Here is a 13109-nt window from a genome sequence, read left to right on the forward strand (position 1 = left end):
CCATGACACCCACCCACGACGACCGACCCGACGCACTGGCCGACAGACACGTGCCGGACTTCGATCCGGTCGCCGCCGACGACGCGACGGTCACGGGCCCGAACGTCCGCATCACGGTCCTCTCGGCCCGCGTCCTCCGACTGGAATACGATCCGACGGAGACCTTCGAGGACCGCCCGAGCCAGCTGGTGTGGTATCGCGACCGGCCGGTCCCGGACTTCGCGGTCACCCGAGGCGACGACCGACTCGTCGTCGAGACCGACGCACTCACGCTCGAATACGACCACGGGATCGAGGCGGCGTTCACCGCCGAGACGCTGTCGATCGAACTCGAAGACGGCACCGTCTGGACTTACGGCGACGAGAACGAGGGCAACCTCGGCGGCGCGCTCCGGACGGTCGACGAGGTCGACGGGGCCGCCCCCTTGGAGGACGGCCTGGTCTCGACCGACGGGTGGGCCGTCGTCGACGATACTGACCGACTGGTCTTCGGCGAGGACGGCTGGGTCGAGCCTCGCGACGCGCCCGAGTCCTCCGAGGACCTGTATTTCTTCGGTGACGGGCAGGACTACGAGACGCGCCTGGCGGACTTCCGGGCGATCACGGGCGAAGTCCCGATGATCCCGCGGTGGGCGCTTGGCAACTGGTGGAGTCGGTACTGGGAGTACACCCAGGACGAACTCCGGGGCGTCGTCGAGGGATTCGACGAGCGGGACATCCCGCTGTCGGTCGCCGTCATCGACATGGACTGGCACGTCGTCGACAACGCGTATCACGACGGCTGGACCGGCTGGACGTGGAACGACGAGTACTTCCCCGACCCCGCGGGCTTCGTCGAGTGGCTCCACGACAACGACATCAAGACGACGCTCAACCTCCACCCCGCCGAGGGCGTCCATCCCCACGAGACCCAGTACGCGGACTTCGCCGAGTTCATGGGGATCGACCCGGACAGCGAGGAGCCGGTCGAGTTCGACGCCGCCGACCCACAGTTCCTCCGTGGATACTTCGAGCACCTCATCAATCCGATGGAGGACGAGGAGGGGGTTGACTTCTGGTGGATCGACTGGCAGCAGTGGGAGCAGTCCCCGGAGATGGACGGGCTCGACCCGCTGTGGGCGCTGAACCACCTCCACTCCCTCGACCGGACGCGGACGGGCAAGCGGCCGTTCATCTTCTCGCGGTGGCCCGGCCTGGGCGGCCATCGGTATCCGATCGGGTTCTCCGGGGATTCGTACATCTCCTGGCCGTCGCTGCGCTTCCAGCCTCACCTCACGGCCACCTCGGCCAACGTCGCCTACGGCTGGTGGAGTCACGACATCGGGGGCCACATGGGCGGGGAAGGCGACCCACAGGCCTTCGGCGAGTTGTACGCCCGGTGGACCCAGTTCGGCGCGCTCTCGCCGATCAACCGCATCCACACGACCAAACACCCCTTCGTCGACAAACGGCCCTGGGAGTTCGACGGCGCGATCACCGAGACGCTCGAAGACGCACTCAGCCTGCGCCACGAACTGATCCCCTATCTCTACACGATGGCGTGGCGCGACCACACCGAGGGCGTCCCGCTCGTCCGGCCGATGTACTACCACCATCCCGAGGCCGAGGCGGCCGAGGAGAGCGTCCACCAGTACTACTTCGGCAGCGAGTTGCTCGCCGCACCACACTTGAGCGAGCGCGACGACGAGACCAACCTCGCCCGCCGGTCGGTCTGGCTGCCCGAGGGCGAGTGGTTCGACTTCGTCACCGGCGAGTACCACGAGGGCGGGCGCTGGCTGGCCCGTTACGGCGACCTCGCGGACCTGCCGGTCTACGCGAAAGCCGGTGCGATCGTCCCGATGGACGCCGACGCGCGGGCGGACACCGAGAACCCCGAGCGCCTCCGGATCGTCGCGTTCCCGGGTGCGGACAACACCTTCGACCTCTACGAGGACGACGGCACGACGACGGCCCACCGCGACGGCGCGTACGCAACGACCGAATTCGCCCAGACGTTCGACGGCGATCGGCTGACCTTTGAGATCGGCGGGGCCGAGGGCGATCTCTCGGAGATTCCCGACGAGCGCGCGTACGAACTTCAGTTCCGCGGCGTGACCGAACCGGCGGACGTCGACGTCGAAGCCCCGGTCGAGGCCGAGACGACCTACGCGGCCGAGGAGGCCACCCTCACGGTCGCCTTCGACGCCGTCGCAGTCGAGGAAGGGCTGACGGTCTCGGTTACAGCGGCGGGCGAGTCGCTCCTCGACCGACGTGACCGGACGCGGAGCCACGTCGAGACACTCCTGGAGTCGTTCCGGACGCACGTCACCGTGAAGGACCACCTCCTGGCGGACTTCGAGCCCGACGGCGTCGCGTGGCTCGCGGAGTACGTCCGCGTGCTCTCGACCGTCCAGTTGCGGGCGCTGGCCGAGACCATCACCGGGGCCGGCGTCGACGTGCTCGACCACGACGACGCGGACCGACTCGTGGTCTGGAACCCCGAGGACGCCCCCGTCACCTACCAGTTCAGCGCGTTCGACTGGACGGAGGACCCCTTCAGAATGGAACACACCGCCGACCGCGGGGACGCACCGGCGTTCACGGCGTTCGACGTCCACGAGGCGGCCGTCGAAGGGGAGGTGCGCCTCGAGTACGACGGCGTCTTCGCGGTGACCGCCGAGAGCGAGGCCGAAGAGAAACCCGAGCACTAAAAGACAGCCGTCTTCTTCTGGTTGTGACCCGCGCCAGGCTCACATCGCCGAGTCGAGCGTCCAGACGTCGAGTGAGTGAACCTGGACGCGCCCGCCGCGGGCCCGGACGGAGACGCCGAGGCTGTCGGATCGCGTCGGGTAGATCCGGCTACTCAGCGCAGTGCGGTCGTTCACGAAGAGTTCGAGCACCGACGCGTCCACCAGCACGCGGAGTCGAATCCGGTCCGGATCCGAGCCGGGCACGTCCGGGATCGACTGGGGTTCGGTCGCGACGGCGTCCGACTGGCTCGAGTCGCGGCGATCGAGCGTCAGCGTCCCGTCGGCCTCGTACCGGACCACGGTACGTTCCGCACCGTCCGGCGACGCCCGGACCACGAGGTCGAACGCGTCGGCACTCTCGAGGGTCACGTCGAGGTCGAACTCGAGGTGTGCCCCCTCGACGTCGGCGAGTGGGTTGTCGTCGTCCGGGTCGAGCGACCGCTCGTCGACGCTTTCGTGGTCCGATCGGAGCGCCGAGAGTTCCGGAGCGGGCCGAATCGAGAGTTCGTCGTCGAGGCTGATCTCCCGGGGGACCGACAGCGCGCCCGACCAGCCGGCGTCCCACTGGGCTGACTCCTCGCGATCCTCGCGGATCCAGCCCCACGAGAGGTAGCGATCGCCGTCCGGGATCGACTGGCTCGCATAGAAGTTGCCGTGGTCGAACGTGACCTGCCGATCGACGTCGAAGGTGTCGCCGTCGAAGCTGCCACGAAACCCGATCACGCTATCGAGATTCGAGACGGCGAGCACCTGCTCGCCCCCGAAGTCCATGAAGTCGGGACACTCCCAGATCCCGCCAGTCTCGTCGCGCTCGCCGACGAGGGGGGTCCCGGCGTACGTCCACTCGGTGAGATCCGGGGAACGATAGAGAAAGACCGTCCCGCCCTCGTCGACGATGCCGGAGCCGACGAGGTGATACCAGGTCCCGTCCTCGCGCCAGACCTCGTGATCCCGGAACTCGGCGTCCCACTCCTCGGTCGCGTAGAGATTCGCGTCGGGCGGCGATTCGATCACCGGATTTCCGGGGTGTTTCTCGAAGGCCGCCAGATCGTCGTCGCGCGCCCGGGCGATACAGGGCAACTGTTTGCGGCCGTCAGCACCCGTATAGACGACCGTCGGCTGGCCGTCGTCGACAACCATACACCCCGACCAGCAGCCGTCGCGGTCCGGCCCCTCGAGCGAGGGAGTGAGGGCAACAGAGCGGTCCGTCCAGTGGACCAGGTCGTCGCTTTCGGCGTGGCCCCAGTGGATCGTGCCGTGGTAGGGGCCGCCGGGGTTGTACTGATAGAAGAGGTGATACCGGTCGTTCCAGTAGACGAGGCCGTTGGGGTCGTTGAGCCAGTTGGCCGGCGGGCTGAAGTGATAGGTCGGACGGTGTGGGTCCGGGGCCGTCTCGGCTCGCAGTTCGGTCAGCGCTTCCGCCGTGTACGGCCGTCGGCCGAACCGGACGTCCGCAGCGAAAAAGCGGTCGATCCCGGCGAGCAGCGTCCGCAGTTCCGTCTCGAAGGTGTCGATGCCGGCCTCGAAGTTGACGTCGCGACCGATGCCGAGGACGCGGCCCTCGCCGTGTTCCCAGGCGATCACGCTGTTGTGATTCGGTCGATCTTCCTCGCCGACGACGGTACTCGCGAGGACGACGCCGTGTTCGGGGAGGCGTCGGTCGTAGGCGACCCGGGGGACAGACTCGCGCTCGCAGGGCTGGGTGTGGATTCGGAGGGCGTCGAAGCCGTCGAACGGCGGCCGGTCCGCGAGGCGGGACGTCACGAGGAAGCCACTCGGGCGGTGTTCCCAGGTGTGGACCGGCCGGTAGTCGTCGTCGATCCGATCCGGCGGGTGCGGATCGACACCGAGGTCGTCGACGGCCGTCATGGCGTAGAGACTCACCAGGAGATCGCCGCCCTGCGTGACGTAACTTTCGAGCGCGCCAGCGAGCCCTGGCGTCAGTTCGTCCCCGATCGGCTCCGCGCGGTGCCACCAGAGCCGGTCGTGGCGCTCACTTGCGTCCCCGTGGGCGAGTGCGTCCGCGTCCAGGACGTCGATCTGCGTGTCCCAGACCTCGCTGGCGACCTCACGAGCGAGTCGCTGTTCGTCGGTCAGGTCGCCGAGCGAGAGGAATCCGACGGTTCCCGGTCCGTGCTGGGTCTCCGGACGGTCGTCCATACCTGTCCGGAGGGAAATCGCGGCCAAAAAACTACGGGAGAGCGGACGGCGAGTTGCGGCGTGGACAACACACTCAAGTCAGGACCGACCCAACGTTGCGGGCATGAACTCGCTGCTGGAGAAACTCCGCCGACCGGAGTATACCGGCGACAACCGGTGTTGGCCGTGTACGATCACGAACACTGCGTTGCTCGCTGGCGTGACCGGCCTGCTGTGGCTGCGAGGCAAGCGTCGAACCGCGACGGCCCTGGCGGTCGGCGGCCTCGCGGCGATCGGGCTCCGTGGCTATCTGGTTCCGTACACGCCGTCGTTCGCGCCGGAACTCACCGCGAAACTCCCCGTCGACCCCTTCGATCACGGCGAGTCGCCGACGGCGACCGGATCGCTCGCTGACGTCGGCGAATCGGCGTCGCCGGATCGGGACGACGCCGGGGAACAGCCACCCGACGGCGAGGAGGTGCTCGCCCAGCTTGGCGAGGCGGGCGTCGTCGAGTTCGACGGCGAAGACGTCCGACTCGACGAGGACTTCCGGGCCGACTGGCGACGCGAGATCGAAGCGCTACGGGAGCGGGATCTCGAGGGGCTGGCGGCCGTCGCCGACGGCGCGACGCCACCGGCAGTCGACGTCTCGGCGACTCGCGAGGCGGTCGAACCCGGGATCGTCCTCGACTCGAAGGCGGGGTCGCCGACCCACATGCGGCGGGCCTACGCGATCCCCGAACTCGCGGCCACACGGGCGCTCGCCGGGCGCGTCGACGACGATGTCGCGCGTGCTGCGGGGCGGCCGCTCCGGTCGTTGCTCCAGACGTGTCCGCTCTGTGACGAGGAGCTGATCGTCACCGACGCCAAGTGCTGTGGCGAGACCGTGCCGACGGGCGGGTCGCCCGCGGAGAAACTGATGTGTCCGTCGTGCAACGCGCGCTTCTTTACGTTCGAGTGAGTCAGGCCCCTTTGACGAACGTTACCGGGCAGGGTGATTCGAGCATGACGTCCTGGGCGATACTCCCGAAGACAGCCTTCCCGCTCGGTGAGCGTTTCCGCCCGCCGACGACCACCCGATCGGCGTCGAGTTCACCCGCGAGCTCGACGATCTTCTCGGCGTGATCGCCGACGCGACCGTGGACCGCATACTCGATGCCGGCGTCCTCGAGTGCACCGATCAGCGCTCGGATCGTCTCGTGGCGCTGTGCGACGGCGTCCGGGTCCGCAGTCGTCGAACTCTCGAAGTTTAACCGGTCGGTCGCCTCCTCGAACTCCCCCGGCGTGAAGACGTGCGTGAGGTGGACTGTCGCGGCGGCCGGTTGGGCGACCTCGAGGACTGCCTCGGCGAGTTCGTCGGCGCGCTCGCTGTCTTTGGGCCCGACTGCGACGAGTATGTTTTGCAGCGTCATGCCGTCGAATTGGTCGGCCAGGGTTACAAAACTATGTGTTCAGCCGGATGCCCTCGCGAAAGTCCGAAGAGGTCGGTTCCGGGTTCGCCGACACGCCTGGCCAGCCATGAGGGACTGTCCACGGCAGGTATATACCCACGCCGCCTGAAGTGTCAGTATGGTACTCGATAAGCTGACGCTGTTCGAGGTGCATCTGGAAGACGCGTCGATCGGCCCGAATCTGGGGCCAGACGAAAGCGAGGCCGAGGACGAACCGCCCGTCGAGGACGAAGCGGACGACGACGGGTGTGGGATCTCGGTCGGTCGGCTCGTCGTCGCGAGCGTCGTCCTCTCGGTGATCGTCTCGATTCTGGCCTGGAAACTCGCCGGTGACGACGAACAGCCCGACGTCGCCATCGACGCGCCCGAGGAGGGCGACGCCGTCGACGTGACCGTCGAAGACTGAGGACAGGACACCGCCGGGAGCAGCCAGCGACGCCCCGGCCGCGTCCGGATCACAACCGATCGGTGATCGCTTCGGGATCGTACTCCAGGGAGAGTTGTCGTGAACGACCCCGGCCATCGACGCTGGTGTAGGTCGTCTCGAGCAACCCGAGTTGCTCGAGTTTGTTGACGATCTCCGAGTAGCGGGTGTACCCGAGGTCGGTTTCGGCCTGGAAGTGCTCGTAGATGTCGCCGGCGAGTTGCCCCTCGTGGTCGGCGAGGACTTCGAGGAGGGCACGTTCGCTCTCGGAGAGCCCATCGAGGTGTCTCGAGAGGTGGACGTGTTTGGACTTCTCGAAGGCCGCCTCGACGTCTTCGGGTTCGACGTGTTTGCTCGCGCGCATCTCGGCGTTGAGGCCGGCCCGGCGCAGCAGGTCGATCCCGACCCGGAGATCGCCGCCCTGGTCTGCGGTGCGTTCGGCGACACGGTCTAAGATCGGGGCGTCGACGACGCCCTCGTGGAACCCGCGCTCGACGCGCTCTTCGAGGATGTCGACGATCTCGGGTTCGTCGTACTTCGGGAAGTAGACTTCCTCGGGTCGGAACACACTCTGGACGCGGCCGTCCAGCGATTCGATGACGTCGAGTTCGAGGTCCGAGGAGACCACGACCACGCCGATCTTGGCCCCGGAGTGGGCCTCGTGGGCCCTGAGGAGCGAGTAGAGCGTGTCGCTGGCTTCGCCCTCGTAGAAGAGGTAGTTGACGTCGTCTAAGGCGACCGCGAGCACCTCTTCTTCCTCGACGAGTTTCTCGGTGATCTGGCCGAACAGTTTCTTGAAGGAGATCCCGCTGGCCGGCGGTTCGTACTCGAAGACTTCCTCGAAGAGCCGCGAGAACACGGCATAGCGCGTCGAGTCGACCTGGCAGTTGACCCGGGCGACTCGGACGTCCGTCTGGGATCCGAGTTCGCCGTAGAGTTTCTGGATCGCGGTCGTCTTGCCCGTCCCGGGCGGCCCGCGGGCGATGACGTTCAGCGGTCGGGAACCACGCACCGCGGGCCGGAGGGCGTACTTCAACGTCTCCATCTGGCTCTCGCGGTGGCGAAACGTCTCGGGGACGTAGTCGATCTCGAAGACGTGCTCGTCCCGGAAGACGGACTCGTCCCAGGAGAGCATCCCCTCCTCGGGGTCGTCTGTCATCACTCTGAGGACGCTCCGGACGCTACTTAACTCTTGGCGGGTGGTTTCCGGGTATGTTTAGTTACGCGAATTCGGCTGCGAATAGCCAGAAAGCCCCCGCGTTCTCAGCTCCCGCGACTCTCACGGCTCACTCCGTTCGCCGTTCGAGCGGACCGAGACGCTCACTCTGTTCGCGTCTCGCGCTCGCTGCGCTCCAGTGGGTGCTTGCGTCGTCGGGATTCGCTGAGAACGCGGCCCCTTTCAGTCCCACCCAGGCCGGCTGGGCAACCGGCTTCGGGGGGACTGAAAGGGGCGAGTGGCTCCGGGAAGACGGCCGACGCTGGCACCGCAACGCAGTGAGGAGCGCAGCAAGGGCTTCGACCGGAGCCACTCGGGGCTTTCTGGCTCTCAGACTCCATTCCTGCTAAACACGACCGGACTTCCGGAAGGGTAGGATTTGTCGACCGAAGAGAAGCAACGACGTCGGTGAACGTGGCTGTTCGTCTCTAGGAACCGCGCCGGATTCGTGTTTTCAGCGTCTCGAAGGCACCACGCCTGTCGGCGAAAATCACCGCGACGAGCACGAGACCGAGAACGGCAAGCACGACCGATTGCATCGTCAGCGTGTTGAACAGTCCATCGATGAGACTGCGAATCGCCTCGACGACGCCGGTCCCGGCCAGTTCGTCCGATGAGGATTCGAGTGCGGTATCGACGAGGTCGACCACCGGATCGCTCGCGAGGGAGCCGACCGCTGCGCCGACGATGCCGGCGACGAGCAGCGAGTAGCCCGTCGTCGCGACCGTGCGGTGGACCGACCGGGTGATGGCGTAGACGACGCCGATCAGCGCCAGGAAGAGCAGTGGGAGGACGAGCGCGAGAGTCCCGAGCAAGCCGACCCCGGTCCGGACGGTGTCCAGAGCGTCGGCCCCTTCGCCGGTGACGTTCCCGACTTCGATCCGATCGTCGACCTGCTCGTCGATCCGGTCGGTGAGTTCCGCGACGAGTGAGGCCGCCAGCGCGGCCTCGGCATCCTCGCGCTGGCTCGCGTACGCCTCGTAGGTGAGATTGGGGGCAACGAGTCCATCGACGACCGTGTTCTGGAGGGCGACGACGTCCTCGATGGTATCCGCAGAGACCTGATCGCCGTACTCGCTTCGGATTCTGTCGGCAGCGTCGGCTTTGACCTCGGTGCCAGCCTCGCTGAGCCTGGTGGTGAGTTCCCGATCGAAAGAGTGCGCCAGGGTGGCTTCGGCGTCGTCCCGACGAGTGGCGTACTCGTCGTACTCGGTGAGGTCGGGGTGAGTCAGCCCGTCGATGACGGTGTTCTGCAAGGCAATGATGTCCGTCATGGTCTCCTCAGAGACGTCCTCGCTGTACTCGCGTCGAGCCTGCTCGGCGGCGTCGGCTTTGATCTCCTCGTTGACGCCCCGGAGTCGATCCGCGAGTTCGGCAGTGAGAGACTCCTCCAGGGCGGCTTCGGCGTCGTCGCGTCGCGTCGCGTACTCGTCGTAGTCGGTGAGGTCGGGATCGGTCAGGCCGTCGGCGGTCGTGTTCTGCAGCGCGATGACGTCGTCGACGGACTCGTTGGTGAGGTCCTCGCTGTACTCGCGTCGAGCCTGCTCGGCGGCGTCAGCTTTGATCTCCTCGTTGACGTCCCGGAGTCGATCCGCGAGTTCGGCAGTGAGAGACTCCTCCAGGGCTGCCTCGTTGGCATCGCGTCGCGTCGCGTACTCGTCGTAGTCAGTGAGGTCGGGATCGGTCAGGCCGTCGATAGTCGTGTTCTGCAGAGAGACGATGTCATCGAGGGTCGCCGCGGAGACGTTCTCGCCGTAGTCGGCCCGCGCCTGGCTGGTCGCGTTGTCTTTGAGGCCGGCGTTGATCTCCTCGAGGGTGGTGTCGACCTGCGCAGACGTCGCCATCGGTGGCAGTCCCGCACGAACCTGCTCGCGGATGTCAGATCGGACCGCCGCGTAGCCGTCCGACCCGTTGTTCATCCGGACGAGCATGTCGTCGGTGATGTTGACGTCGTCGCTCGCGGACGCGAAGTCGATCTCCTGGGCGACGTCGGCAGTCTCGACGACGACCTCGCCGTTCTCGTCGACGTCGATGGGAAACGGTTCGAGGATCTGCGATCGGATATCGGTCCGAACGCCCGTATAGCCGGACTCGTTGGCGTTCAGCAAAGCAATCGTTTCGTCGTCGACCGTCACGTTACCCCGGTCGTAAGAGACGTTGTTCTCTCGGGCGAGGGCGACCGTGTCCACGTCGATCGTGCCGTCGTCGGTGACGGTGAGCGGGACCGCCGTCGTCTCGAGTCCCTGGGAACGAATGTCAGCCCGGGTGTCCGCGTAGCCGGAGCGGTTTGCGTTCATCCGGACGAGCATGGCGGTGTCGACCCTGACCCCGTCCCGTTCGGCCGCGAAGTCCGTCTCCCGGAGGAACCGCTCCGTCTCGACCACGGCGGAGCCGTTGGCACCGATGTCGACTGGAACGTCCGCGCCCTCGATGGCCTGCGTTCGGAGCCGGATGCGTGTCTCCTCGTACCCCTCTCGGTTTTCGTTCAGCCGGACGAGCATCTCGCTGTCGACGGTCACGCCGGCGGTCGTCACGTTGATTTCCCGTTCGTTCGCCAGGGCGACCGTGTCGACAGTGATCGTGTCGTTCGCGACGTACTCGTCCAGCGACTCTTTGACGGGCACGAGGTCGACCTGAAGGGCGAGTTCCTCGGCGTCGCCCTCCAGATAGGCGAGCAGTTGCTCGACGTTGGTCGAGAACGCCTCGGCGACGTACTCCTCGGTGAGTGCCGCCTCGGCGGCGGCCCGGCTGTCGACGTCGAGGGTGATCCCCGCCGGGATCTCGTCGGCGCGACCCTCGAGTGCCGTCTCGAGGTCCCCGGCGATACGATCCTGGCCCTCGGAGGCGACGCTCTCGTAGACGCCCGCGTCCTCGAAAGACCCGGTGACGTGATCGCTATCGAGGATGGTTCCGTTGACCGCGAACGCGGCGCTCGCGCCGGCGATCGAGAGCACCATCAGGATCGCCACGAGCGCGACCGCGATCTGTTTGAGCACGCTCATGGACGACACTCCTCGGTCGGGTACGGCACGGGATGGTGTAGCCTCGTCATACTGTTCTGAGTATTGATTCGCAGGCTTTCTGTCAACATACGCATTGTGCTAGGAGGTGGTCGCCAACGCCAGTACTTCGATCTCTGTGTACCGGAACACCATCGGTGACATCCTCCGCGCCGTGAACGGCGCGGCTTCCCTGCATGGGAATACCGGCTAACTACCGGCAGAGGGTTCCGACCCGACCTCTCCGAGCGTCATCTGCCGTGGTTGGCTCTGCTCGGTGGGGGTCGGGGCGCTGTCACAGGCACTCCCATCCCGTGGGATGTCATCGCCCGCCGGTTTCAGCGGCAGGCTCTCACCCCACGGGTCGTGGCGGTCAGTGATGTTGACCGCCGCGTTGATGTCCGCGTGGTACTCTGTCACCCAACACTCGTCGTTCGTACACCGGAACTCGTCGCCGTCCCGATACCCGACGTGGCCGCACTCGTGACACGTCTGCGACGTGTAGGACGGCTCGACGTATTCGACCGGGATGCCAGACTCTCGCGCTTTGTCCTCAATGCGCTCCTGCAAGCGAGCGAACGCCCATGCGTGGAGGCGGCGATTCATCCACTCGCCGTAATCGAGGTCTTCGCGGATGTACGAGAGGTCTTCTAGCACGACGACAGGCTTCTCGAATCGGCAGGCGTACTCGATTGCCTGCCGAGACGCCTTCTCGATGATGTCTGTGAGTGCGTTCTGGTAGTGGTCGAACCGTTCGTCAATCCGCCACTCGGCGGCCTCGCGCTCTTGGAGTCGCTTGAGCGTCGTGAACATCTCTTTGCGAAGGTGACGTGCGCGACCACCGTTGATGAGTAGTGGGTCAGTCGGAGTGCCCTGCTCGCAGGCACAGCCCGCGAGCAGGTGTGCTTCGCCAATGTCGAAGCCGACTGGTGTTACATGGTTGTCTGTCGGTTCATAGCCCGGTTCTTTAACCGGGAACTCGACGGTGACGTGAAGCGTCCACGACGTGCGGTGACGTTGCAGGCGGAGTTGCCCTGCCGACGCTTCACCGTGTACGAGGTCGTGCCACAGTTCTTCTTGAGCGGGGTTGATACGGAGTGGTATCCAGAAGTTGGTGCCGCGACCGGGCTGTGGTACCCACCACGTAAACTCGTAGTCGCGTTCCGCCGAGTGGTCGAACTCAGCGGCTTGGTTGGTGAGTCGAACCGGGTGGTCGTCGTCCAACTCCTGTGCATCGTAGGTTCCGTGCAGTTGCGGAACGTAGTTACACAGGGCCGCCTTCGCCTGATACGGCAGGTCGTAGGGCGTCACCACGTCACTGGTGGCGGTCATCGTCTCGCACCCGGCCTCGAACGCCTCATGGAGTCCTGCGCGGTAGGTGTCGAGCAGGTCGCACAGTTTGCGCTCTTTGTGGGCTGTCGGCGGGGCGAGCGTGGCCTCCAGCGTTTTCGTGGTTGTTGCGGTCATGCTACTGGTTTTCCACGTAGTCCATCAGCACGTCGATGCTCACTTGACCGGTCGTGACGAGGAAATATCCCGGTTGCCAGAACGCATCTTCGAGCGTCTGTTTCACCTCAGGGTACTCCTGCCGAATCCGGCGGGATGTGACGCCCTTGAGCGAGTTGATGAACTTCGTGAGGTCGGTGGTGGGTTTGGTCGTGAACAGGATGTGAACGTGGTCGGTGCCCCCGTCCACGTTCTTGATGTCGGCCTCGAAGTCCTCTGCAATCTCGTGAGCGACTTCAGCCACGCGCTCCAGCCGCTCATCGGTGAGAATATCGGCACGGTACTTCGTGACAGTCACGAAGTGATACTGAAGCGCGTACACTGTGTGCGACCCGGTTTGCAGGTGATACTCCATTTGGCCTTAGCAGATACAAGACACCCAATCTCAATAACTCTTGTGCCGTTGGGTATTCGGTCGGGCAGAACCGCGTGGACTGTCAAACCGCGCTTACGCGATTCACGCCCGCCGTGAACGGCGGGATTCTCTCGCGGACTCGATAGACGCTCCCACAATCACAGCAGTTCGATTACCCACGTACCCCCCGCTACGTTAGGACACATTGCTATTAAATTCAGTAATGATAACGTATATGTATATCAGCTTTAAACTGGATTTCTGTGGAGAAATATGCAGTTGAGCAGTTA

The 13109-nt window shown here is 65.5% G+C and carries 9 protein-coding genes; 3 read left to right on the plus strand and 6 right to left on the minus strand.

Annotation, left to right across the window (positions count from 1 at the left end; translation table 11 throughout):
• Positions 1 to 2: 2 nt before the first annotated feature.
• Complete coding sequence (locus HTIA_RS04625) at positions 3 to 2690, plus strand: glycoside hydrolase family 31 protein (protein WP_008526804.1); 2688 nt, start codon at positions 3 to 5, stop codon at positions 2688 to 2690.
• 39 nt (positions 2691 to 2729) lie between these two features.
• Here the strand turns inward: HTIA_RS04625 and HTIA_RS04630 are convergent, their stop codons facing one another.
• Positions 2730 to 4889, minus strand: coding sequence for a glycoside hydrolase family 32 protein (locus tag HTIA_RS04630; RefSeq protein ID WP_008526803.1), 2160 nt, complete (start codon positions 4887 to 4889; stop codon positions 2730 to 2732).
• Between the two features lie 103 nt (positions 4890 to 4992).
• Between HTIA_RS04630 and HTIA_RS04635 the strand changes: the two genes are divergently transcribed.
• Positions 4993 to 5829 (plus strand): hypothetical protein, encoded by an 837-nt coding sequence (locus tag HTIA_RS04635; protein WP_008526802.1) that lies wholly within the window; start codon positions 4993 to 4995, stop codon positions 5827 to 5829.
• 1 nt (position 5830) lies between these two features.
• Here HTIA_RS04635 and HTIA_RS04640 read toward each other — a convergent pair whose 3' ends face one another.
• On the minus strand, positions 5831 to 6280 hold the full coding sequence (locus HTIA_RS04640) for a universal stress protein (RefSeq protein ID WP_008526801.1): 450 nt from the start codon (positions 6278 to 6280) through the stop codon (positions 5831 to 5833).
• Between the two features lie 157 nt (positions 6281 to 6437).
• On the opposite strand from HTIA_RS04640, the gene HTIA_RS04645 reads away from it, so the two are divergent.
• Positions 6438 to 6725, plus strand: coding sequence for a hypothetical protein (locus HTIA_RS04645; RefSeq protein ID WP_008526800.1), 288 nt, complete (start codon positions 6438 to 6440; stop codon positions 6723 to 6725).
• A 49-nt stretch (positions 6726 to 6774) separates the two neighbouring features.
• Here HTIA_RS04645 and HTIA_RS04650 read toward each other — a convergent pair whose 3' ends face one another.
• The 4 genes from HTIA_RS04650 to tnpA all read right to left on the minus strand — a co-directional run bounded on the left by HTIA_RS04650 (position 6775) and on the right by tnpA (position 12819).
• Positions 6775 to 7902: an ORC1-type DNA replication protein gene (locus HTIA_RS04650; protein WP_008526798.1), complete on the minus strand. Its 1128-nt coding sequence runs from the start codon at positions 7900 to 7902 to the stop codon at positions 6775 to 6777.
• Between the two features lie 485 nt (positions 7903 to 8387).
• Entirely contained in the window at positions 8388 to 10961 is a 2574-nt protein-coding gene (locus HTIA_RS04655) for a hypothetical protein (protein ID WP_020936067.1), read from the minus strand.
• Positions 10962 to 11168: 207 nt separating this feature from the next.
• A complete protein-coding gene (locus HTIA_RS04660) occupies positions 11169 to 12425 on the minus strand; it encodes an RNA-guided endonuclease TnpB family protein (RefSeq protein ID WP_020936068.1) in 1257 nt (418 codons plus the stop codon).
• Position 12426: 1 nt separating this feature from the next.
• Positions 12427 to 12819: an IS200/IS605-like element ISNph5 family transposase gene (tnpA, locus tag HTIA_RS04665; protein WP_044950699.1), complete on the minus strand. Its 393-nt coding sequence runs from the start codon at positions 12817 to 12819 to the stop codon at positions 12427 to 12429.
• Positions 12820 to 13109 lie beyond the last annotated feature (290 nt).

The organism is Halorhabdus tiamatea SARL4B, assembly GCF_000470655.1.
GTDB classification, from domain to species: Archaea; Halobacteriota; Halobacteria; order Halobacteriales; family Haloarculaceae; genus Halorhabdus; species Halorhabdus tiamatea.

Bases quoted from the DNA above. Each gene is read 5' to 3' on its own strand.
- tnpA (WP_044950699.1), bottom strand. From the start codon at position 12,819: ATGGAGTATCACCTGCAAACCGGGTCGCACACAGTGTACGCGCTTCAG.
- HTIA_RS04640 (WP_008526801.1), bottom strand. From the start codon at position 6,280: ATGACGCTGCAAAACATACTCGTCGCAGTCGGGCCCAAAGACAGCGAG.
- HTIA_RS04655 (WP_020936067.1), bottom strand. From the start codon at position 10,961: ATGAGCGTGCTCAAACAGATCGCGGTCGCGCTCGTGGCGATCCTGATG.
- HTIA_RS04630 (WP_008526803.1), bottom strand. From the start codon at position 4,889: ATGGACGACCGTCCGGAGACCCAGCACGGACCGGGAACCGTCGGATTC.
- HTIA_RS04635 (WP_008526802.1), top strand. From the start codon at position 4,993: ATGAACTCGCTGCTGGAGAAACTCCGCCGACCGGAGTATACCGGCGAC.
- HTIA_RS04645 (WP_008526800.1), top strand. From the start codon at position 6,438: ATGGTACTCGATAAGCTGACGCTGTTCGAGGTGCATCTGGAAGACGCG.
- HTIA_RS04650 (WP_008526798.1), bottom strand. From the start codon at position 7,902: ATGACAGACGACCCCGAGGAGGGGATGCTCTCCTGGGACGAGTCCGTC.
- HTIA_RS04625 (WP_008526804.1), top strand. From the start codon at position 3: ATGACACCCACCCACGACGACCGACCCGACGCACTGGCCGACAGACAC.
- HTIA_RS04660 (WP_020936068.1), bottom strand. From the start codon at position 12,425: ATGACCGCAACAACCACGAAAACGCTGGAGGCCACGCTCGCCCCGCCG.